Annotated in this window: 22 protein-coding genes; 3 read left to right on the top strand and 19 right to left on the bottom strand. The window is 75.2% G+C overall.

Annotated features, from left to right (window positions below; genetic code table 11):
* The 16 genes from VEW93_11630 to VEW93_11555 form a co-directional block, all read right to left on the bottom strand.
* Positions 1–813 carry a 5'/3'-nucleotidase SurE gene (locus tag VEW93_11630; GenBank protein ID HYI62441.1) on the bottom strand — a complete coding sequence of 271 codons (813 nt, stop codon included), beginning with the start codon at positions 811–813 and terminating at the stop codon, positions 1–3.
* Positions 814–844: 31 nt separating this feature from the next.
* A complete protein-coding gene (gene phoU / locus VEW93_11625; protein HYI62440.1) occupies positions 845–1,612 on the bottom strand; it encodes a phosphate signaling complex protein PhoU in 768 nt (255 codons plus the stop codon).
* The gene (locus tag VEW93_11620; GenBank protein HYI62439.1) at positions 1,612–1,734 is read right to left on the bottom strand and encodes a hypothetical protein; all 123 of its coding nucleotides are present in this window, start codon (positions 1,732–1,734) and stop codon (positions 1,612–1,614) included. The genes phoU and VEW93_11620 overlap by 1 nt, the downstream gene beginning before the upstream one ends.
* A 14-nt stretch (positions 1,735–1,748) precedes the next feature.
* Positions 1,749–2,621, bottom strand: a complete 873-nt coding sequence (gene pstB / locus VEW93_11615) for a phosphate ABC transporter ATP-binding protein PstB (protein ID HYI62438.1) — start codon at positions 2,619–2,621, stop codon at positions 1,749–1,751.
* Positions 2,622–2,662: 41 nt separating this feature from the next.
* A complete protein-coding gene (gene pstA, locus VEW93_11610; GenBank protein ID HYI62437.1) occupies positions 2,663–3,586 on the bottom strand; it encodes a phosphate ABC transporter permease PstA in 924 nt (307 codons plus the stop codon).
* An 8-nt stretch (positions 3,587–3,594) separates the two neighbouring features.
* Positions 3,595–4,515 carry a phosphate ABC transporter permease subunit PstC gene (gene pstC / locus VEW93_11605; protein HYI62436.1) on the bottom strand — a complete coding sequence of 307 codons (921 nt, stop codon included), beginning with the start codon at positions 4,513–4,515 and terminating at the stop codon, positions 3,595–3,597.
* Positions 4,516–4,632: 117 nt separating this feature from the next.
* Positions 4,633–5,688 (bottom strand): substrate-binding domain-containing protein, encoded by a 1,056-nt coding sequence (locus VEW93_11600; GenBank protein HYI62435.1) that lies wholly within the window; start codon positions 5,686–5,688, stop codon positions 4,633–4,635.
* Between the two features lie 123 nt (positions 5,689–5,811).
* Positions 5,812–6,843 carry a substrate-binding domain-containing protein gene (locus VEW93_11595; protein ID HYI62434.1) on the bottom strand — a complete coding sequence of 344 codons (1,032 nt, stop codon included), beginning with the start codon at positions 6,841–6,843 and terminating at the stop codon, positions 5,812–5,814.
* A gap of 119 nt (positions 6,844–6,962) precedes the next feature.
* Positions 6,963–9,701, bottom strand: a complete 2,739-nt coding sequence (locus tag VEW93_11590) for an FtsX-like permease family protein (protein ID HYI62433.1) — start codon at positions 9,699–9,701, stop codon at positions 6,963–6,965.
* Between the two features lies 1 nt (position 9,702).
* Positions 9,703–10,434: an ABC transporter ATP-binding protein gene (locus VEW93_11585; protein HYI62432.1), complete on the bottom strand. Its 732-nt coding sequence runs from the start codon at positions 10,432–10,434 to the stop codon at positions 9,703–9,705.
* A complete protein-coding gene (locus tag VEW93_11580) occupies positions 10,431–10,976 on the bottom strand; it encodes a helix-turn-helix transcriptional regulator (protein HYI62431.1) in 546 nt (181 codons plus the stop codon). Before VEW93_11580 ends, VEW93_11585 begins: the two co-directional genes overlap by 4 nt.
* 34 nt (positions 10,977–11,010) lie before the next feature.
* A complete protein-coding gene (locus VEW93_11575) occupies positions 11,011–11,424 on the bottom strand; it encodes an NUDIX hydrolase (GenBank protein ID HYI62430.1) in 414 nt (137 codons plus the stop codon).
* A 7-nt stretch (positions 11,425–11,431) separates the two neighbouring features.
* Positions 11,432–12,940, bottom strand: coding sequence for a CYTH and CHAD domain-containing protein (locus tag VEW93_11570; protein HYI62429.1), 1,509 nt, complete (start codon positions 12,938–12,940; stop codon positions 11,432–11,434).
* A 64-nt stretch (positions 12,941–13,004) separates the two neighbouring features.
* Entirely contained in the window at positions 13,005–15,143 is a 2,139-nt protein-coding gene (locus VEW93_11565; protein HYI62428.1) for an RNA degradosome polyphosphate kinase, read from the bottom strand.
* 40 nt (positions 15,144–15,183) lie between these two features.
* On the bottom strand, positions 15,184–15,462 hold the full coding sequence (locus tag VEW93_11560; GenBank protein HYI62427.1) for a hypothetical protein: 279 nt from the start codon (positions 15,460–15,462) through the stop codon (positions 15,184–15,186).
* 100 nt (positions 15,463–15,562) lie between these two features.
* Positions 15,563–16,621 (bottom strand): trypsin-like peptidase domain-containing protein, encoded by a 1,059-nt coding sequence (locus VEW93_11555; protein ID HYI62426.1) that lies wholly within the window; start codon positions 16,619–16,621, stop codon positions 15,563–15,565.
* Positions 16,622–17,361: 740 nt separating this feature from the next.
* On the opposite strand from VEW93_11555, the gene VEW93_11550 reads away from it, so the two are divergent.
* Positions 17,362–17,622, top strand: a complete 261-nt coding sequence (locus VEW93_11550; GenBank protein HYI62425.1) for a WhiB family transcriptional regulator — start codon at positions 17,362–17,364, stop codon at positions 17,620–17,622.
* Positions 17,623–17,638: 16 nt separating this feature from the next.
* On the opposite strand, the gene tatA is transcribed toward VEW93_11550, so the two are convergent.
* On the bottom strand, positions 17,639–17,890 hold the full coding sequence (gene tatA, locus VEW93_11545; protein ID HYI62424.1) for a twin-arginine translocase TatA/TatE family subunit: 252 nt from the start codon (positions 17,888–17,890) through the stop codon (positions 17,639–17,641).
* 71 nt (positions 17,891–17,961) lie between these two features.
* Here tatA and VEW93_11540 point away from each other — a divergent pair, with 71 nt between their 5' ends.
* Entirely contained in the window at positions 17,962–18,759 is a 798-nt protein-coding gene (locus VEW93_11540; protein HYI62423.1) for a hypothetical protein, read from the top strand.
* Positions 18,760–18,778: 19 nt separating this feature from the next.
* On the opposite strand, the gene VEW93_11535 is transcribed toward VEW93_11540, so the two are convergent.
* Positions 18,779–19,078 (bottom strand): WhiB family transcriptional regulator, encoded by a 300-nt coding sequence (locus tag VEW93_11535; GenBank protein ID HYI62422.1) that lies wholly within the window; start codon positions 19,076–19,078, stop codon positions 18,779–18,781.
* A 147-nt stretch (positions 19,079–19,225) separates the two neighbouring features.
* On the opposite strand from VEW93_11535, the gene VEW93_11530 reads away from it, so the two are divergent.
* Positions 19,226–19,816, top strand: coding sequence for a DNA-3-methyladenine glycosylase I (locus VEW93_11530; GenBank protein HYI62421.1), 591 nt, complete (start codon positions 19,226–19,228; stop codon positions 19,814–19,816).
* 9 nt (positions 19,817–19,825) lie between these two features.
* On the opposite strand, the gene VEW93_11525 is transcribed toward VEW93_11530, so the two are convergent.
* Entirely contained in the window at positions 19,826–21,832 is a 2,007-nt protein-coding gene (locus VEW93_11525; GenBank protein HYI62420.1) for a hypothetical protein, read from the bottom strand.
* Positions 21,833–21,876 lie beyond the last annotated feature (44 nt).

The following is a 21,876-nucleotide window of genomic DNA, read 5'->3' as shown; positions in this document are numbered from 1 at the left end:
TCAGGCCGTCTCCCCGGCCGGGGGGCGGTGGCGGCGGGCGGCGGGGCCGGCGGCCAGGCGGCGCTCGACCTCGGCGGCCACCGGCTCCCACTCGGCCGCCCGGATGGGGCTGAGGGTGGTGACGGCCACGTAGCCGGCGTTGACCAGGGCGGTGTCGGAGTCGGCGGGGAGCTCGACGGCCGTCTCCGCCAGGCCGAACTCCAACCGGTCGTCGCCCACGGGGTCGAGGGTGGCCCGCACCGTGCCGAACGGGGCCAGCTCGGCCCAGCGCACGCCCCGCACGTCGTCCAGGCCGGCGTGGGGGGCGTTGACGTTGAGGATGGTGCGGGCCGGGGCGGTGACCACCCAGCCCACGGCGGCCACGGCCACGGTGGCCGCCGCCGCGAAGTGGGGCTCGGGGTCCTCGGCCACGCTGACCGCCACCCCCGACACGCCCAGGTTGGCCCCGGTGAGCACCGCGCCCACGGTGCCGGAGTGGAGCACGGCCCGGCCCGTGTTGTTGCCGGGGTTGACCCCGGCCACCACCAGGTCGGGCGGGGCGCCGAAGCCGCCCAGGCGGGCCGCCATGACGCACAGGGCGGGGGGGCCAACCAGGCCCCAGGCCGGCAGGTGCTCGGCCCCGGGGACGGTGGCGGGGGCCAGCTCGAGCGCCGACCCCCCGGACCCCAGGTCGCCGATGGCGGCCCCGTAGCCGCTGTGGTTGCGGTCGGGCGCCACCACCAGGATGTCGTAGCCGGCCTCGTCCAGGGCCAGGGCCAGGGCGTGGAGGCCCGGGGCGTCGATGCCGTCGTCGTTGGTGACCAGGACGCGCATCACCGCGCTCCGGGGAGGCGGGCCCCGGCGGTCACGCCCCACCCCGGCCGTCGGCCCCGTCGGCAGCCGGCGCGTCGGGGTCCAGCTGCGACCGGCGGACGGCCTCCCGGGCCGCGCCGGTCTGCTCCGGGAGCCAGCCCGTGACCATGTAGCGGACCCGCTCGCCGATGTTGACGGCGTGGTCGCCGATGCGTTCGTAGTACCGGCCGATGAGGGCCAGCTGCACCGCGGCCTGGACCTCGAAGGCGCCCTCGCTGCTGGCCTCGAAGATCTCGGCGATGTAGTCCTGGTGCAGGTCGTCGAGACGGTCGTCGAGGTCGTCGAGGGCGGCGGCCATGGCCGCGTCGCCATCGGCGTAGGAGTCGATGGCCAGCCGGAACAGGCGGGCGGCCTCCTCGCCCATCTTGGTGATCAGGCCCCGCAGGCGGGGCGTGTACGTGGTGCCGTAGATGCGGCGGGCGCCCTTGGCGATGTTGACCACCAGGTCACCGCTGCGCTCGATCTCCGACACCATGCGCACCGCGGTGATGAGGCCCCGGAGGTCGCCGGCCATGGGCTGCTGGAGGGCGAACACGGCGTAGCAGTGCTCCTCGGTCTCCAGGGCCAGGGCGTCGAGCGGGTCGTCGCCGTCGATGATCTCCTGGGCCCCGCTGAGGTCGTGGTCCAGGAGCACCTGGGTGGCCCGGGGGATGCCCTCGGTGACCAGGGCGGCCATGCGGACGATGTCGGCCCGGATGCTGTCGAGCTGCTGGTGGTACGTGCGGCGGGTCTCCACCTGGGGCTCCTGGTCGTGGGCCATCACCGGATCTCGGCGGTCAGGGGGGCGGCGTCGCCGGTGGGCAGGTCCCGGAGCCGGGCCCCGATGATGGCGGCGTGGTCGGCGATGCGGTCGAACGACCGCCCGGCCACCAGCGTACGCACCGCGCCGCGCACCCTCAGCCGAACCGGCCGGTGACGTAGTTCTCGGTGCGCTCGTCGCCGGGGTTGGAGAACATGGTCTCGGTGGCGTCGTACTCGACCAGCACGCCGGTGCGGGTGTCGCTGGTCTCGTTCACCTCGGTGGTGAAGAAGGCGCAGCGGTCGCTGACCCGGGCCGCCTGCTGCATGTTGTGGGTCACGATGATGATCGTGTACTGGGCCTTGATCTCCTCCATGAGGTCCTCGATGCGCCCCGTGGCGATGGGGTCGAGGGCCGAGCAGGGCTCGTCCATGAGGATGACCTCGGGGTTGGTGGCCAGGGCCCGGGCGATGCACAGCCGCTGCTGCTGGCCCCCGGAGAGGCCCAGGCCCGAGGCCTTGAGCCGGTCCTTCACCTCGTCCCACAGGGCGGCCTGGCGCAGGCTGCGCTCCACGATCTCGTCCAGCGCCGCCCCCTTCCTGGCCATGCCGGCGGTGCGGGGGCCGTAGGCCACGTTGTCGTAGATCGACTTGGGGAACGGGTTGGGCTTCTGGAACACCATGCCGATGCGGCGGCGCACCTCGACCGGGTTGACCTGGCGGTCGTAGAGGTCGACGCCGTGGTAGGAGAGCCGGCCCTCCACCCGGGCCACGTCGATGAGGTCGTTCATGCGGTTGAAGCACCGCAGCACCGTCGTCTTGCCGCACCCCGACGGCCCGATGAAGGCGGTCACCTCGTGCTCGCGGACGTCGAGGTCCACGTTCCGCACGGCCCGGAACTGGCCGTAGTACACCGACAGGTCGTCGACCTCGAAGACCGGGGCCGCGGCCGGGCCGGGGGCCCGCTCGGCCGACGTGGGCGTGGGCGTGGGTGCGGGCACGGTGAGGTCCAGGGCGGGTCGGTCGGACATGGCGGTGGTCCCGAGGGAGGGGGCGGAGGGGGACAACGGGGTCACCTCGACTTCTCGTAGCGGTGGCGGAGGCCGATGCCGATGGCGTTGATGCCGAGGATGACGACCAGGGTGACGACGATGGCGGCCTGGAGGTCGTCGTCCCACTGGCCCGACGGGAGCTTGGCCCAGGCCGAGATCTGGAAGGGCAGGGACGTGAAGTTGCCCCGCAGGTCGCCGAACTCGCCGCCCCCGAAGGAGCTCTTCACGCCCAGGAGGAGGAGGGGCGCGGCCTCGCCCAGGCCCCGGGCCAGGGCCAGGATGGTGCCGGTGAGGATGCCGGGGAAGGCGTTGGGCAGCACCAGGGTGCGCACCACCTCCCACCGGGTCGCCCCGGCGCCGAAGCCCCCCTCGCGCAACGAGGCGGGCACGGCCCGGATGGCCTCGGCGGCGGTGATGACGACGATGGGCAGCACCAGCACGGCCAGGGTCAGGCCGGCGGCCAGCAGCGACTCCCGGCCCAGCACCCCCGACAGGCCGCCCCGGGCGAAGACGGCGGCGCCCAGGAGCCCGTAGACGATGGCGGGCACGCCGGCCAGGTTGCGGATGACCACGGCCACGGTCCGGGTGAAGATCGTGTCGGAGGCGTACTCCTCCAGGTACACGGCGGTGGCCACCCCGAGGGGGAAGGCCACGGCGGCGATGATGATCGCCATCTGGATGGTGCCGGCCAGCGGCTGGTACACGCCGGCGATCTCGGGACGGACCGAGTTGTAGCGGGTGAGGAAGTCGACCAGGCCCCGGTCGAGGAGGTACGGGACGCCCACGCTGGAGGTGGTCCAGAGCAGGGTGACCAGGACGGCCAGGACGAGGCCCAGGCAGCCGAGCAGGACGAAGCGGAAGGCGGAGCCGGAGACGTCGGCCTTCTCGCCCCGGAGCCGGGCGGCGACCACGTCCCTGGTGATCTGGGTGGGGATGGCGCTCACGGGCGACCTCAGTAGGTGGTGCGGACCCGCCGCACGAAGCGATCGGCGATCAGGTTGAGGGCCAGGGTCAGCAGGAAGAGCAGCAGGCCCAGGAAGAAGACGGACTGGTAGGCCTTGCCCCCGACGGACTGGTCGCTCCCCACCAGCACCCCGGTCATGGCCGAGGTGATGGTGATGCCGGGGTCCAGGGCGCTGTCGGGCCGGCCGGCCGAGCCGCCGGCGACCAGGAACACCACCATGGTCTCGCCGATGGCCCGGGACACGGTGAGGATCAGGCCCGCCACCAGGCCGGAGACGGCGGCCGGCACCACCACCCGCACCACGGTGGTGATCTTCTTGGCGCCGATGCCGTAGGAGGCCTCCCGCATGGCCCCGGGCACGGCCCGCAGGGCGTCCTCGGACACCGAGGTCATGAGCGGGATGCACAGCAGGCCCACACCGAGGCCGGCCACCAGCAGGTTCCGCTGCGGGCTGTCGGTGAAGATGCGCTGGGTCACCTCGGGGGCGATGAAGCGGAAGGCGAACACGCCGACCACCACCGACGGGATGCTGGCCAGGATCTCGATCACCGGCTTCACCGTCCGCCGGACGCGGGGGCTGGCGTACTCCGAGAGGTAGACGGCCGCTCCGAGCCCCACCGGCCCGGCCACCACCACCGCGATCAGGGTCACCCACAGCGTGCCCAGGACGGGGGCGAGGATGCCGTACTGCTCGGCTCGGGGCCGCCAGACGTCCGCCCCCAGCTCGGCCCAGCTGGTGTGGGCCAGGAAGCCGAGGGCGTCACGCAACAGCACGCCGATGATGAGCAGGCTGATGACGATGGCCAGCAGGCCGGCCCCGCCGAGGGCCCGTCCGACCATGGCGTCGACGGCGGTGCGGCCGTCCCGGCGGGCGAGGTCGTCCAGCGTCACGGGCGGTGCGTCGGGCACGAACCGCAACCTACGGAGCGCAGGTGTCGGCCCGCCCCGACGACGGTGAACCGCAGGTGAACGAGGGGCCAACGTTCGCCCGCCGGAACGGCCGGGCGGGACGGCCGGGCCGTCCCGTCAGCCGGCCTCGACCCGGGTGCCGGCGGTGCGGTCCTCCCAGGCGGCGTCGGTCGGGGCCTGGTCGTCGAGGGCCACGTAGTCGGCGCCCTCCACGAAGCCGGCCAGGCCGTCGAGGTAGAAGTCGACGAAGGCGGCCACGGCCTCGTCCTCCTCGGCCCGGGCCTTGTTGACGTAGATGTAGAGGCTGCGGGACAGCGGGTAGCTGCCGTCCTGGATGGTCTCCAGGGAGGGCTCGACGCACTCCTGGCCCGGCTCGGCGGCGATCGGCATGAGCCTCACGCCCTCGGCCCGGTCGGCGAAGGCGAAGCCGACCCAGCCCAGGCCGCCGGGCTCGGCGGCCACGCCCTCGACGATGGCGTTGTCGTTGGCGTTGGCCGAGTAGTCGGCGCGGGTGGCCTCGGCCTGGTCCTCGGTGATGTCACCGGAGGTGACCCGGGCCTCGGCCGGGCCGGCCAGGGCGATCTCGATGAAGCTGTCGTAGGTGCCGGACTCCTCGCCCGGAGCGGTGATCGTCAGGCTCTCCTCGGGCAGCTCGGTCTCCGAGCCCAGTGCGGTGGCCACCTCCTGGGCGCCGGCCCAGGTGTCGACGCCCTCGGCCTCCGGGCCGGCCAAGGCGTAGAGGTCGGCGAAGGTGAGGCACTCGACGGGGTTGTCCTCGGCGGCGATGACGGCGATGCCGTCCAGGCCGATCTCCAGCTCGACGAACTCCACGCCCTCGGCCTCGCAGGCCGCGACCTCCTCCTCGTCGATGGGGCGGGAGGCGTCGGAGATGTCGGTCTCGCCCCCGCAGAACTTCTCGAACCCGTCCCCGGTGCCCGGGCCCTCGACGGTGATGTCGACGGCGTCGTTCTGGGCCACGAACGCCTCGCGCACGGCGGCCGAGATGGGCTCGACGGTCGACGAGCCCGAGATGGACACCGAACCCTCGATGCCCTCGGGGACGGTGGCGTCGGTCCCGCTCTCCTCGCCGGAGTTGTCGTTGCCGCAGGCGGCGGTGAAGAGCAGGGCGGAAGCCACGGCGGCCAGTCCGGCCTTGCGGGCTCTGTGGTGCATGTGCGTCGGTCTCCTCGGAGGGTCCAGGAGAGCCCCGGGGTGGGGCCCGGCGCGCACGGTACGGAACGCAGGTGGACGGCTCCCCGGCCTGGCGTGACGCCACGGTGAACGACCTCCGAACGTTCAGCCCTCCGCCGGCTCGCCCTCCCGGGAGCCGACGACGCGGCCCTCCCAGACCTCCACGGTGGCCTCGGGGTCGGCCAGGGGCACGTAGTCGGACATGGCCACGAAGTCGTCGAGGCCGGCCAGGTAGAAGTCGACGAAGGCGGCCACGGCCGGGTCGTCGGCCCGACCCCTGGCCACGTAGAGGTACAGGGCCCGGGCGATGGGGTACCGGCCGCTCTGGATGGCCTCCCGGGTGGGGGCCACGCACCCCTCGGAGGGCATGCGGGCGACGGGCATCTCCCGCACGCCCTCGGCCTGCTCGGCGTAGGCGAAGCTGACCCACCCCAGCCCCCCGGGTTCGGCGGCCACCCCCTCGACGATGGTGTTGTCGTCGGCGCTGGCCGCGTAGTCGGCCCGGGCCGTCCCCGGGTCCAGGCCGGTCACCCCCTCGGCGATGCGCCGGGTGGTGACGGGGTCGAGGACCTGCTCGACGAAGCTGTCGTAGGTGCCGGACTCCTCGCCCGGCCCGGTGACGACCAGGCGGTCGTCCGGGAACCGGAGCTCGGAGCGGAGGTCGAAGGCCAGGTCGCCGGCGTCCCGCCACCGGTCGAACCCGCTGGACTCCGGGCCGACCAGGGCGTACAGGTCGACGAAGGACAGGCACGGGACCTGGTTCTCGGTGGAGACGATGACGGTGATGCCGTCCCGCCCGATGGGCAGCTCGATCACCTCGATCCCGGCCGCCTCGCACGCCGCCAGCTCCTCGGGCTGGATGGGGCGGGAGGCCCCGGCGATGTCGGCGCCGCCCTCGCAGAAGCGCTCGAGGCCGTCACCGGTGCCCGGGCCCTCGACCGAGATGTCCACGGCGTCGTTCTGGCCCCGGAAGGCCTCGGCGGCCACCGCGGAGACGGGCTGGACGGTCGACGAGCCGGTGACGGTGACCCGGCCCTCCACGGTGGTGTCGGCCCGGGCGTCGGTGAGCCCCGCAGCCCGGTCGGAGTTGTCGTTGCCGCACCCGGCGCTGGCCACCAGGAGCACCAGGGTGGCCATGACGGCGGCCCCTCCACGACGGGTGCGCGGCATCCTGCGGGTCCTCTCCGGTCGGCGGCGTCCGCCCGCAACCTATGGGATCGGCCCGGATCGACGCGCCCGTCGGCGGGCGGCGGCCGTCAGTCCGGGGCGAAGGTCGACATGCGCACCGGCCGCAGCCGGGTGGCCAGGGCACTGGCCGACCAGGCCATGAAGCCGGCCACCAGCGGCACCGCCCCCACCAGCAGGGCCAGGGCCACCCAGGGCACCGCCTCGGGCCGGTCGGGCCGGCTCAGCACCACCAGGGCCGGGGCCAGGCCGGCCGGCACGGCCAGGACCGCCCCGGTGCCGGCCAGGACCACCGCCTTGGCCCCGGCCAGGCGGCGCAAGGTGCGGGGCCGGGCCCCCACCGCCACCAGCACGTCGCGCTCGTCGCGGCTCTCGGTGGCCGACAGCGAGAGCCCCATGGCCACCACCAGGAGGGTGAGCAGCAGGGCGCCGCCCACCACCGCCGCCTGGAGGGCGAGGGGCGGGACATCGGTCCCCCCCTGCCACTGCCAGGTCAGCTCGCCCCCCAGCGCGGCCCCGCCGGGGGCGGCGGGACCGCCGGCGGCGGGCAGGAACGTGCTGTCCTGGCCCAGGCTCCGCAGCTCGTCGAGCTCCTCGACCTGCCGGTCGGTGAGCGGGGCGGGGGCCACCACGTAGGTCCCCGCCTCGACCACCTCCAGCCCCAGCCGGCGGGCCGCCTCCTCGGTGACCAGGGCGTCGGCCCCACCGAAGAGGGACCGGAGGTCGTCCTGCGGGAACACGGCCTCGACCTGGGTGACCCCCGCCCCCAGGGGCAGGTCCACCGGCACCGGGCCCTGCGGCCAGTGGCGCTCGTCGAGCGGGCGCCCGGCCCCGTCGAAGGCCAGGCCCGACCCCGCCACCATCACCCCGACCCGGTCGAGGCGCTGCCGGTCACCGGCGGACAGCCCGAACAGGTCACGCACCGCGTCGTCGGCCATCAGCAAGCGGGACGCCGGGCCGTCCATCGGGGGCAGGGCCCCGTCGCCGGCCGGGGCCGGGGCCGGGGCGGGACCGGCCGGGTCGGCGAGGTCGGCGGGAGTGGGCGCCCCCGCCGGGACGGCGACGCGCCGGGGCTGGAACCGGCTGCCGGGCAGGACCTCCAGGAGGGCGGCCCGCAGGCCGGACGGCAGTGGCGAGGAGCGACCATCGGGGGCCGACCCCGTCACCTCGACCACCTCGGGGGGCAGGTGGTCGAGGTCGGTGGACGGGGCGGAGGTGCGGGCCACCTCGGTGGCCATCGTCGTGGTCACCAGCACGGCCACCGCCCCGACCACGGCGATGGCGGTGACCACCGCGGCGCTGCGGCCCCGGGCCCGGCCCACGCTCCGGGCCGCCAGCCGGGCCGTCCCGCCCAGGCGGCCCACCACCCGAGCCACGGCGTCGACGGCCAGGGGGCTGGCGCAGCACGTCCCGAACAGCACGCCCAGGCCCCCGGCCACGGCCACCAGGGCGACCGCGGTGGTGCTCCCCCCGGCGGCGTCGCCGTTGGGGGGGGTGGCCAGGGCCACGGCCAGGGCGATCAGCCCGGTCCCCCCGCCGAAGAGGACCACCCCGGCCGGGACCAGGCGCCGGGGCACCCGCCCCACCGGGCGGCGACCGTTGAGGGCGGTCAGCACCGGGACCCGGGCCGCCGAGCGGGCCGGGACCAGGGCGGCGACGGTGCCGGCCAGCGCCCCGGTGAGGACGATGACGGCGATGTCGCTGGGCCGGACCACGAACCCGTCGATCCACCGGCCCGACAGCGACTCGAGCAGCCCGCGCCCGGCCACCGGGGCCCCGATCCCCACCGCGGCGCCGAGGGCGGCGCCCAGGAGGCCGGTCCACCACCCCTGCAGGGCCAGCATGCGCCGGACCACGCCGGGGGGCGACCCCTGGGCCCCGAGCTGGCCCAGGGTCACGAGCTGGCGGCGGGCGCTGGTGGCGAAGGCGGCGGCCACCACGATGCCCACCACCACCAGGCCGAGCACGCCGGCCACCCACCCCCAGGCGATGGACCGGGCCGGGACCTCGCCCCTGGCACCGGTCTGGTCGAGGCCGTCCCAGGCGGCCGCCGACCCGCCGCCCAGGGAGGCCAGCAGGGGCTCGACGGCGGCCGGCCCGGGCCGGCCCGGCAGGTCGACCAGCACCGTCTCGGTCCGGGCATCGGGCCGTACGGTGTCCCAGTCGAAGGTGCCGAACACCAGCCGGGGGTCGCCCCCCGATCGGGTGGTGCCGACCCCCGACACCCGCCAGGATCCGGCCGGGCGGGCCAGCCGCAGGGTGTCCCCCACCCCCACGCCGGCCCGGTCGGCCAGGTCCCGGGTCACCAGCACCTCGCCCGGACGGGGGGCCTGACCCGAACGGACCTGCACCATGCCCCCCACCACCGGGTCGGCGACGGGCAGGTCGGTGACCACGGCGTAGGTCACGAAGCCGTCGGGCCCGGCCACGCGGACCTGCCCGCCGGCCGACCGGTACCGGGTCCACCGCGACCCCTCCGGTAGGACGGCGGCCAGCCTCGTGTCGTCGGGTGCGGTCTGGGCCCCGACCTGGAGGTCGGCGACCTCGCCGTGGTCGGCGACGAACGGCTCGGCCCGCTGGTGGGCGTCGGTGCGGGCCAGCACCACCCCCACCGTCATGGCCAGGGTGGGCACCATGACCAGGGCGACGACCAGGGCGGTCCGCCCCGGGCGCCGGCGGACCTCGCGCCAGGCCAGGCGGGCCGCGCATCGCCAGGCGGCCAACGACGAGGCCCCGGGGGAGCCCCCGAAGTGGAGCCGGAAGGCCGGGGCCGGGGCTGACGGCGGAGCCGCTTCGGTGGTCACGGACACGTCAGGCCCCGGTGGCCGCGGTGAGGGTCTCGTCCACCGTCCGGCCGTCGCGCAGGAAGACCACGCGGTCGGCCCAGGACGCGAACCGGGGCTCGTGGGTGACCAGGACCACGGCGGTGCCCTCCTCCGCGGCCAGGCCGGCGATGAGCTCGATGACCTGGTCGCTGCTCAGGGTGTCCAGGGCGCCGGTGGGCTCGTCGGCCAGGAGGAGGCGCCGCTCCCCCACGGTGGCCCGGGCGATGGCGATGCGCTGCTGCTGGCCGCCGCTGAAGTCGTCGGGGTAGCGCCGAGCCGGCGCCTCGATGCCCACCCGGGCCAGGGCGGCCCGGGCCCGGTCGCGGGCCTGCCGGGTGGGCACCCCGTCCAGCTCCAGGGGGAGCATGACGTTCTCCACCGCGGTGAGGGAGGGGATGAGGTTGAGCCGTTGGAACACGTAGCCGACGTGGCGGCGGCGCAGCTCCGAGCGCTCGGCCGCCCCCAGGCCGGCCAGGTCGCGGCCACCCACCAGGACCCGGCCGGCGCTGGGCTCCTCCAGGGCGCCGGCCAGGTGGAGGAGGGTCGACTTGCCGCACCCCGAGGGGCCCATGACGGCCACCATCTCGCCGGGGCCGACGCGCAGGGACACGTCGACGACGGCCCGGACCTCGGTCTCGCCCCGGCCGTAGCTCTTGGCCACGCGCACCAGCTCGAGGGCCGGCACGTCACCTCCGGACGGCGCTCCGTGCTCGGTCATGGGACGTCCTTCCTCGCCGCGCCGGCGGCGGTGATCCGGGCCTCGCACAGGTCGAGCCAGCGGAGGTCGGCCTCGGCCCGGACCAGCAGGGCGTCGCCCACCAGAGCGGAGGCCAGGGCCTCACCGGCCCCGTGCCCGGGGCCGGTGTCGGGTCGCCGGCTCCGCCGGCGGCTGCGGAGCAGCGTGTGGAGGGCGGTGCGCTGCTGGGTGACGACGGCCAGGGCCCGCGCCGGGCCGTCGCCCACCGCCATCAGCACCTTGAGCATGAGCTCGTCGCGGGGCGGGGGATCGTCGGTGGGGGTCGCCTCCCACCACGCTCCCAGCTCCTCGACCCCGGCCCGGGTCAGCTCGTAGACCTTCTGGCCGTCCTCGTCCTGGACCGACACCAGCCCGTCCCGCTCCAGGCGCTCGAGCGTGGTGTACACCTGCCCCACGTTGAGGGGCCACACCCCGCCCGTGGTGGCCTCGAACTGGCGCTTGAGCTGGTAGCCGGGCCGGGCCCCACTCCGCAGGAGCGCCAGCAATCCCTCGCGTACGGCCATACCCAGTATGCATACTCGGTAAGGCGTCGGGTCGTCAACCTCCCGGGCGCGGGGCGGAGGTGACCAGGGCGACGTCGTGGTCGTAGGTGAGCAGGGCGGCAGCCTCCTCGGCCGCCACCCACCGGACCTCGTCGACCTCGTCGTTGGGGGTGAAGGCGCCGCCCTCCACCGTCATCTCCCAGTACCGCACCCGCTTCGCCCGGCCCTTGCGGTCGACGTAGCGGACCGGCGGCAGCTCCGGGCCCAGGCGGCAGCACAGGCCGGTCTCCTCCTCCACCTCCCGGCGGGCGCAGGCCTCGTCGCTCTCCCCGGGGCGGGCCTTGCCCTTGGGCAGGCTCCAGTCGTCGTAGCGAGGACGGTGGACCAGCAGCACCTCCACCCCGGCCCCGGACGGGCGGAGCACCAGGCCCCCACCGGCCCGGACCTCGACCGGTCCCTCGCCCGCCACCGTGCGCTCAGCCCAGCCAGGCCCACCGGTCGGCGGCCGAGGCCTTGGCCCACAGCTCCGGCCACCGGGCCCGGCACTCGGATCGGACGATCCGCTCGCCGGCCACCAGGCCCCCCAGGGTGAACACCGCTCCGGGCTCCAGGTCCCCGGCCACGGCCAGGTCGCGCATCCAGGCCTCGGCCACCACCGCGTCCTGGTGGTCGCCCAACAGGGTCTGGAGGCCCTTGGCCCCCCGGGCCGCCCGTCGGGCCCGCTTGCCCACCACCGGCGCCACGGCCTCGGCCGCGTAGCGGACCTGCTTGGCCCGCTTGCGCACCTCGTGGAGATCGGTGTCGGCGGGCTCCCGGCCCAGGGCCGCCACCTGCTTGCGCAGGCGGGCCCAGGGGTCGCGCACCAGGCCGGGCAGCACCCGGTCCGCGGGCCCGTCGGCTGCCGGGCGCAGGGGCGGGCCCTCGCCCAGCTCGACCAGGTCGTCCAGCAGCTCCAGGTAGCGGTCCGAGCCCAGCGCCCGGTGGAGGCGCTCGACCCCCGCGGCACGGTCGGTGTCCAGCCAGGCCAGCACGGCCGCCCCCGCCTCCCGGTCGGCCTCGTCGAGCCGGTCGAGGCCGGCGCGGACCCGGTCCCGGAGGACGTCGGGGTCCCGCACCGCGCCCAGGGCCCGGCCCAGCCAGCGCAGCTCCTCGCGCAGGCGGTCGGTGACGTCGCCGTCCAGCAGGGGGCCGAAGGTCCGCAGGTCCGAGCGCAGGCGCCGAGCCCCGACCCGCATCTGGTGCACGCCCTCGGGATCGGTGCCCAGGACGGCCGGGGCGTGGTGGTCGAGGATGCGACCCACCGAGCCGCGGATGGCCGCGGTGACCACGTCCGAGGCGGTGGGATCGTCGGGCAGGGGGGCGACGGCCGACTCGGGCGGGTCGAGGAAGCGGGGGCCGACGGCCCGGGCCACCTTGGGCAGGGTCCCGGCCGGGTCGGCCCCGTTGCGACGCAGGCGCTCGACCACGGCCCGGGCCACGGCCGGGGGGGCGTCGGGGGCGATCTCGACCTCCAGCTCGCGGAAGCGGGCCGCCACCCGGCCGCCGTCCATGACCGACACCTCGTCGTCGTCCACCTCGGCCAGGGGCAGGCCGTCGGGCCCGTCGACCACCGTGCGCCGTCGCACCGTCATGAGCCGGGCCACCCGCACCAGCGGGGCGGTGCGGACGTGGGCCGCCACCAGAAGGGCCAGCTCGGCCGGGACCTCGCCGATGGTGGCCGTGACCTCGATCTCGTCGCGGGAGGTCCCGCCGGCCACGGGCGTGTCGCCGGTCGGCAGCTTCACCGTCCAGGTCCCCCGGGCGCCCCGCTGCCGGTGGCGCAGGGTGATGCCCCGGCGGCCGAGGCGCAGGTCCGGCGTGTCGAAGTAGGTGGCGTCGAGGTCGATGGTCTCGCGCCGGCGCGTCCTCGCCCCGTCCGTCACCCCGTCGAGGTCCGGCAGCGTGAAGCCGGGCCAGGCCGAGAGCTTCACCTCGTGCTCGATCACCGCGCGCTCCTCCACCGGGCCGGACACCGGAGGGTACCCCCCGTCGCCGGCGCCCCCGGGCACCTCAGGCGTCGTCGTGGCCGTGGCGGCGGGTGCGGGCCAGGGCCAGGGCCCGGAAGCGGCGCTGGGCGTGGACCTCGCCCTCGCCCTTGACCGGCTGCCAGGCCCCGTCGGGCCCCAGCGACCAGGCCAGCGAGTCGTCGGCCAGGTTCACGTCCAGCACCTCCCGCAGGCGGGCCTCGACGTGGGGGTCGGTCACCAGGGCCATGGCCTCGACCCGCCGGTCCAGGTTGCGGGGCATGAGGTCGGCCGAGCCGAAGGTCACCAGCGGGCCGCCGTCGTCGGCCCCGTTGGCGAACCAGTAGATGCGGGAGTGCTCCAGGTAGCGGCCCACGATCGAGCGCACCCGGATCCGCTCCGAGAGGCCGGGCACGCCGGGCCGGAGGCAGCAGGTGCCCCGGATGATCAGGTCGACCTCCACGCCGGCCTCCGACGCCTGGTACAGCAGGTCGATCACCTGGGGGTCGACCAGGCTGTTCATCTTCATGACGATGCGTCCCCGGTCCGGGCCGGCGGCGATCTCGCCCCGGATGAGGTCGCCGATGCCGGGCCGCAGGGAGTGGGGCGCCACCAGCAGGGTGCGGTAGCGCACGTTGCGCCCGTACCCGGTGAGGTAGTTGAAGAGCTGGGTCAGGTCGGCCCCCAGGTCGGGGTCGCAGCTCAGGATGCCCAGGTCCTCGTACCGGGTGGCCGTCTTGGAGTTGTAGTTGCCGGTGCCGACGTGGCAGTAGCGCCGGATGCCGTCGGGCTCGTCCCGCACCACCAGGACCGTCTTGGTGTGGGTCTTGAGCCCCATCAGCCCGTAGGTGACGTGGACCCCGGCCTCCTCCAGCACCTTGGCCCACTCGATGTTGTTGGCCTCGTCGAAGCGGGCCTTCAGCTCGACCAGGGCCGCCACCTGCTTGCCCCGCTCGGCCGCTCGCACCAGGGAGCGGACGATGGGGCTCTCACCCGAGGTGCGGTAGAGGGTGATCTTGATGGCCAGGACCTTGGGGTCGCGCGAGGCCCGGTGGATGAGCTCCTCGACCGAGGTCACGAACGAGTCGTAGGGGTGGTGGACCAGGATGTCGCCCTCGGTGATGGCGGTGAAGATGTCGAGGTCCTCGCCCTCGGGGGCCGACAGCCGGGCCTGGGTGACCGGGGGCCAGGGCTCGTCCAGCAGGTCGGGGCGGTCGAGGGCGTGGACGGCCCACAGGCCCCCCAGGTCGAGCGGGCCCACGTGCTCGTAGACGGCCTGCTCGTCCACGTCCAGCTCGCGCATGAGCAGCTCGCGCACCTCGGCCGAGGCCCGGGCCTCGATCTCCAGCCGGACGGAGCGGCCGAAGCGCCGGCGCCGCAGCTCCATCTCCACCGCGGCCAGCAGGTCGTCGGCCTCCTCCTCCTCCAGGGTCAGGTCCGCGTTGCGGGTGACCCGGAAGGGGACGTGCTCCTCCACGACCATGCCCGGGAACAACTGGTCGAGGTGGGCGGCGATGACCTGCTCCAGGGGCACGAACCGCTCGCCGTCGGGCATGACCACGAAGCGGGACAGCAGGGACGGCACCTTGACCCGGGCGAAGCGGCGCTCGTCGGTGACCGGGTCCCGGACGGTGACGGCCAGGTTGAGCGACAGGTTGGAGATGTAGGGGAACGGGTGGCCGGGGTCGACGGCCAGCGGGGTCAGCACCGGGAAGATGCGGTCCTCGAACACCCGGACCATGTGGGCGCGGTCGTCGTCGTCCAGCTCCTCCCACGACGACAGCACCACGCCCCGGGCGCCCAGCTCGGGGACCACCTTCTCCAGGAACAGCCGCTCCTCCCGGTCCACCAGGGTGCGGGTGCGGGCCGTCACCTCCCGCAGCTGCTCGGCCGGCGTGCGGCCGTCGTAGCCCCGCAGGCGGATGCCGGCTGCCACCTGGTCGAGCAGGCCGGCCACCCGCACCTGGAAGAACTCGTCGAGGTTCTGGCTGAAGATGGCCAGGAACTTGGCCCGCTCCAGGGCGGCGATGGACGGGTCGTCGGCCAGGGCCAGGACCCGCTCGTTGAAGTCCAGCCACGACAGCTCCCGGTTGAGGAAGCGGTCGGGGTCGTCGACGGCGTAGCCGTCCCCGGGGCCGGGGCCCGGGTCGTCCCCGTCCGGGGGCGGCGCGACCGGCAGCGACATGGCCCGATGCTACCGGGGGGGCCGGCGGCGCGGCCGAGCCCTACGACTCGCCGTCGGTCTCGCCCAGGTCCCAGTCGAGGAGCAGGCCCTCGCGCTCGGCGTCGCGGATCACCCGCTCGCGGTTGCGGCGGAACTGGGGGTCGTGGGGGGGCACCAGCTGCAGCCGGGCCTGGACCCGGTCGCGGAAGGCGTCGATGAGGGCCCGGTCGCCGTAGTCGGATCCGATCTCCCAGTGCGGCGCGACCGGCCCGAGGTAGATGACGCGCGCGTGGCCCCGGGGGGGCTCGTTGGGGTCGCGCTCGTACTCGGTGTAGGTCACGGGGGCTCCTTGGACGGCCGGTCGGCCCCGGGGTCCGGGGTGCAGCAGCCCGGCAGCCTACCGGTGGGCCCCGGCGGCGCGCCTGCCGGCGTCGGGCCGCTCAACCCCCGCGACGGGCCAGGGTGGCGCTCACGGTGTCCTCCTGGCCCTCCCGCTCGTAGGTGATCTCCACCTGGTCACCCGGGGCCCGGCTCCGCACCACCTCGGTGAGGACGTCGGCGTTCTCGGCCGTCTGGCCGCCGATCGAGGTGATGACGTCGCCCACCCGCAGGCCGGCCTCCTCCGCCGCCGAGCCGGGCACGACGTTGCTCACCAGCACCCCGAAGGGGGTGGTGATGGCGAACTCGTCCAGCACCTCGGGCGGCACCGACGGGTCGTTCACGGCCACGCCCGAGACGCCCAGGAAGGCCTGGTCGGGGTTGACCTCGCCGTCGCCGCTGCGCAGCTCCTCGATGAGGGGCCGGATGGCGTCGATGGCCAGGGCGAAGCCCACGTTGGAGGCCCCCTGGATGATGGCGGTGTTCATGCCCACCACCTCGCCCCGGGCGTTCAGCAGGGGCCCGCCCGAGTTGCCGGGGTTGATGGCCGCGTCGGTCTGCAGCAGGTGCTGCATGGGCCCGGCGTCGGACTCGATGGTGCGGTCCTTGGCCGAGATGATGCCCTGGGTCACGGTCGGCTCGCCCCCCAGGCCCAGGGCGTTGCCGATGGCCACCACGTCCTCGCCCACCTCGAGCTGGGCCGATGAGCCGAGGGCGGCGGCCCGCAGGTCGCCCTTGCCCTCCACCCGGACCATGGCCACGTCGTCGGCCGGGAACGAGCCCACCAGCTCGGCCTCCACCGTGGAGCCGTCGAAGAAGACCACCGAGATCTCGGCCGCCCCCTCGATGACGTGGGCGTTGGTGAGGATCAGCCCCTCCTCGGCGTCGTAGACGAACCCCGACCCGGCACCGGCCTGGCCGCCGGAGCTGACGTTGATCTCCACCACCGACGGGCGGGCCACGTCGACCAGCTGCTGGACGTCGAGCTCCGCCCCCGGCGGCCGGGGCACCAGGGCGGTGGTGCCGGGCCCGCCGGCGCCCACGGTGGTGCCGTCGTCGGTGGCCAGCACCAGGCCGGCCGCCACCAGGGCCGCCACCACGGCCCCGACGATGCCGCCCACCACGGCCGAGGTGAGCCGCCCGCCGCGGTCGGGGGCGGGCGGGACCGGCGGGCCTCCGACGGGCGCCGGTCCGGCCCCGGGACCGGGCCGGACGGCGCCGTAGCCGGGTGGGTGGGGCGGGTAGCCGCCTCCGGCGGCCGGCGGCGGGCCGGCCGGGACACCAGGGTCGGGGGCCCAGGGTCGGGGGCCGGAGGGCGCCGCCGGCCCCGACGGGGGCGAGACCCAGCCCCTGGGGGGCGGGCCGGGCGGCGCCGGCCCCCAGGACCCGGTGGCCGGGCCGGCGCCGGGACGCGGTGCCCAGGCCTCGGGGGCCGCGCCGGGGGACGGGGCCGGTCGGTCGCGGTCGGGCCGGGGCCCCCACGACCCGGGAGCGGGGCGCCCGTCGTCGGGGCCGCGAGGGGCCCACGGCGTCGGCGCGCCGCCCGGGCCGGGCGGGGGCGTGGGGCCTGACGGCGGCTGGGGCACGGTCTCTCCTTCGGCGTCCGGCGGGTCCCGTCGGCCTGGGTGCGCGGCGCAGCCACGCTAACCGGGGCCAGCGCCCCTCCGGCGGGCGGGCCACACCGCCCCGGCCCGCCGGGGTGGCCTCCCCCAACCGGCGACGCCCCTCGTCAGCGCCGCTCCGGGACCGGTCCGACCACGCCCTTTACGCCACCTTGATCGGCAGAGTGGGATGACCCGTCCGGACCGCGTGGCCCGGCCTTGGCCCGGCGCCCGACGGAGGACCGACGAGGGGACCCACCGTGAACGAGTACGAGATCGCCGAGTGGATGCAGAAGGGGAGCTGTGCCCACCAGCCGCCGGGCACCTTCTTCCCCAGCGACGGGGTGGGCGTCGAGGTGGCTCGCCGCATCTGCGCCACCTGCCCGGTGAAGGAGCCGTGCCTCGAGTACGCCCTGGCCCACCGCATCGAGCACGGCGTGTGGGGCGGGTGCTCCGAGCGGGAACGGCGCCGCATCCTGCGCCGTCGGCGCCAGGAGGCGATGGCCCACCAGCCCGGCTGAGCCACCCGGGGGCGGTCTAGACGGTGTCGTCCTCGCCGCGGACGGCGTCCTCGCGGCGGCGGAGGTCGGCCTCGCGCCGGGCCAGCTCGTCCTCGCGCCGCTCCTCGGGGGTGCGGGCGACGGGACGGCCGTCGGCGTCGGTGGCCGACTTGAACTCCTTCTGGGCCTCGCCCAGGGAGCGGGCCAGCTTGGGCAGCTTGGCCCCGCCGAAGAGCAGCAGGGCGATCAGGAGGACGATGATGAGCTCGGGGGCACCGATGCCGGCCATGGGTCCACCCTACCGCCGCCACCCCTGACATGACAGGCGGAGCCCGCCCGGCGGCCTGCCACACTCCCCGGGTGCTGGAGTGCGTGGTCAACGTGAGCGAGGGCCGGGACGCCGACGTGCTGGCCGGCCTGGACCGGGCCGCCGGGCCCGGCCTGCTCGATCGCCACACCGACCCCGACCACCACCGCAGCGTGTTCACCCTGGTCGGCGAAGAGGGGCCCCGCGGCCTGGCCCGGGCTGCGGTGGCCGCCCTCGACCTCACCTCGCACCGGGGCGCCCACCCCCGCATCGGCGTGGTGGACGTGGTGCCCTTCGTCCCGCTGGCCGGCGCCTCCCTGGCCGAGGCGCTGGGAGCCCGGGACCGGTTCTGCGCCTGGGCCGCGGCCGAGCTGGGCCTGCCCTCCTTCGCCTACGGGCCGGAACGGGCCCTCCCGGCCGTGCGCCGGGACGCCTTCACCGCCCTGGCTCCCACCGCCGGCCCGACCGCCCCCCACCCCACCGCCGGCGCGGTGGCCGTCGGGGCCCGCCCGGTGCTGGTGGCCTACAACCTGTGGCTGGCCCGACCCGACCTGGAGGCGGCCCGGGACATCGCCCGGCAGCTCCGCTCCCCGGCCGTGCGGGCCCTCGGCCTGCAGGTGGGGTCGGGCGTGCAGGTGTCGATGAACCTGGTGGCCCCCGACCAGGTGGGCCCGGCCGCGGTGTGGGACGCGGTGGCCGCCCGGGCGCCGATCGAGCGGGCCGAGCTGGTGGGGCTGGTGCCCGAGGCGGTGCTGCGAGCCGTGCCCCGGGAGCGCTGGGCCCAGCTCGACCTGGGGGCGGACCGCACCATCGAGACCCGGCTGGCGACGGCCGGGGTGTCGCCGCCTTGAGCGGCGGCGCCGGGGAGGTTCAGGCGCCGCCCTGAGCGGCGGCCGGCCCCTGCTCCTCGGCTGCCCGGCGGACCAGGGCCCGCTGGCGACGGAGGCGGCGGCGCTCGCGCTCGCTCATGCCGCCCCAGATGCCGAACTTCTCACCGTTGTCGAGGGCGTACTCGAGGCAGTCCTCGCGCACGACGCAGCCCCGGCACACCTCCTTGGCCTCCCGCGTGGACGCGCCACGCTCGGGGAAGAAGAGGTCCGGATCGACTCCCAGGCAGTTGGCGAAGTCTTGCCAGCCCGGCGGCCCTCCGGCGTCGTGGGGGATGTGCATGACGACCTCCTGACCCTGGCGTCGCCAACGGCCCAATAGCACATGCGTAATTACAGTGGTGTGATCTTGGCCCGTTCGGCCGGAGAACGCAAGGGCGCGGCCGATTCTTCTGGCCCGGACCAGCCCCTGCGGTACGTTCCGGCCCGCATGGACGATCTCGTCACCGGCGCCGACGGGCGCCACCGCTGCGGGTGGGCCGGGACCGACCCGCTCTACGTCGCCTACCACGACGAGGAGTGGGGCCGGCCGGTCACCGACGACACCCGACTGTTCGAGAAGCTGTGCCTGGAGGGCTTCCAGGCCGGCCTGAGCTGGATCACCATCCTGCGCAAGCGAGAGGCGTTCCGGGCCGCCTTCGCCGGCTTCGACATGGCCACCGTGGCCGCCTTCGACGACGCCGACGTGGAACGGCTGCTGGGCGACGCCGGCATCGTGCGCCACCGGGGCAAGATCACCGCCGCCATCGCCAACGCCACCCGAGCCCTGGAGCTGGTGGATGAGGCGGGCTCGCTGGCCGCCCACGTCCGCTCCTTCGCCCCCGACCCCGGCCACCGTCCCCGGCCGGTGGCCCTGGCCGACATCTCGGCCACCACGGCCGAGTCGATCGCCCTCAGCCGCGACCTCAAGCGCCGGGGCTGGCGCTTCGTGGGCCCCACCACCGTCTACGCCTTCATGCAGGCCATGGGCCTGGTCGACGACCACGTCGCCGGCTGTTGGGTGGCCGCCGAGCGGGGCTGATCGGCCGCGTCAGCCGGCCCGGCGGCGGGTCATGGCCCGGCGCTGCTCGATGAAGTCGACCAGCACGTAGTCGCCCAGCGTCTCGGGGGTGGTGAAGAAGGCCCGGCCCCGGTTGAGCTCGGTGAGGCGCTCGATGAAGCGCTGGAGGTAGGGGGTGGCATCGAGCATGAAGGTGTTGATGCGGATGCCCTCCCGGGTGGCCCGCAGCACCTCGGTGAGGGTGGCGTCGATGGTCTCCTGCACCGGCGGGTAGTGGAACACCGGGTCGCCCGCCGCGGTCAGGTGGGCGGTGGGCTCGCCGTCGGTGACCATGATGATCTGCTTGGTGCCGCCCCGGCCGGCCAGCATCTTGCGGGCCAGCATGAAGCCGTGCTGCATGTTGGTGCCGTACACGAAGTCCCACGACACCTCGGGCAGCTCGTGGGCGGCGATGGGGCGGGCCACCTCGCTGAAGCCCACCAGGCCCAGGAAGTCCCGGGGGTACTGGGTGGAGATGAGGTGGTGGAGGGCCATGGCCACCTTCTTGGCCGGCAGGAAGTTGTCGCGCATGGGCATGGACAGCGACAGGTCCACCATCAGCACCGTCGAGGCCCGCACCGTGTGCTCGGTCCGCTCCACCTCGAAGTCCTCCGGGGTGAGCGATACCGGCGTGCCCCCGCCCTGGCGGCCCAGGGCGTTGCGGATGGTGCGCTCGATGTGGAGGTGGAACGGGTCGCCGAACTCATACGCCTTGGTCTCGTCGGAGCGCTCGTGGCCGTGGCCGGTGCGGTCGATCTGGTGGCGACCGAGCTGGTGGGGGTCGAGGCGCCGGAAGATGTCCCGCAGGGCGTTGCGGCCGATGCGGCGCAGGCCGTGGGGCGTCAGCTCCAGGCGGCCCTCCCGCTGCTCGATGAGGCCGGCCTCGGTCAGCATCTCCACCAGGTCGCCCATGCGCTCCAGGCTCTCGGCCGCCTGGTCGCCCAGGAGATGGCGGGCCCGGTCCAGGTCGACGTCGCCCAGCGCCCCGGGCGACGAGGCCCGGGTCAGGAGCTGCTCGAGCTGGTCCAGGTCGCCGAGCTCGTCCATGAGCCCGGCCGCCTCGGCGAAGCTCAGGGGATCGGTGCCGCTGAAGTCGTAGCGGCGGCCCCACCCGGCCTCGGGGAACAGCGAGCGCAGGTTGGCCCCGAGCTGGTCCATCTGCCAGCGCAGGTCCAGGTCGTCGAGCAGCGAGTCCGACAGGGACTGGAGCTGGGCCCGCTGCTCGGGGCTCATGGAGGCCAGCATCGACTGCATGGCGGCCATGCGCCGGGCCATGGCCTCCAGCAGGTCGTCGAGGTCCTGCGGGTTCTCCGGGAACATGTCCCCGAAGCGGTCCATGAACGAGGCGAAGTCGGGCTCCCGGCCGGCGGCCCGCTGGGCCAGCATCTCGTTGAGGGCGGCCAGCATGTCCTTCACCCGGGCCATCTGCTCGGGGTCGGGGTCGGACATGGCCTGCGACATGCCCTGGAACCAGGACTGCACCATCTCCTGGCGCAGCTCGTCGAGCAGCGCGTCGAAGGCGTCCCGGGCCTCGTCGGAGGTGAAGTCGTGCTCCTGCAGGGCCCGCACCTGGCCGGCCAGGTCGGGGGGCAGGGCGGCCAGGTCGTCGCGCCGCTGGCGGGCCACCTCCTCGGTCAGCTCCCGGCGGCGCTGGTCGCCGGAGTCGGCCGCCTCCTCCTCGAAGGCGTCGATGGCCTGCGCGTCCTGCTCGATCACGTCGCGCAGGCGCTGGGCGATGTCCTCGTAGGCGCCACCCAGGTCGTGCTGCTCCAGCCGCTCCCGGCGGGCCTCGCGCAACCGCTCCAGCACCTCCCGCAAGCCCTGCACCCGCTCGCCGGCCCGGTCCTCGAACCCCTGCTGCATTAGGCGCCGCAGGGCCGCGGCCAGGTCCCCGTGGTAGAGCAGGTCGTCGGTGACCTCGCCCAGCAGGTCCTCGGCGTCGAAGTCGAAGCCGGTCTGGCTCCCGTCCCACCGGGAGTAGCGGAAGCGGGACGTCACCTCCCCGACGCTACCGGTGGCCGGTCACGGCCGCTCCCCGCCCG

This window comes from Acidimicrobiales bacterium, assembly GCA_035630295.1.
Classification (GTDB): Bacteria; Actinomycetota; Acidimicrobiia; order Acidimicrobiales; family Iamiaceae; genus Iamia.
This window is presented reverse-complemented; position numbering and strand designations above follow the sequence as displayed.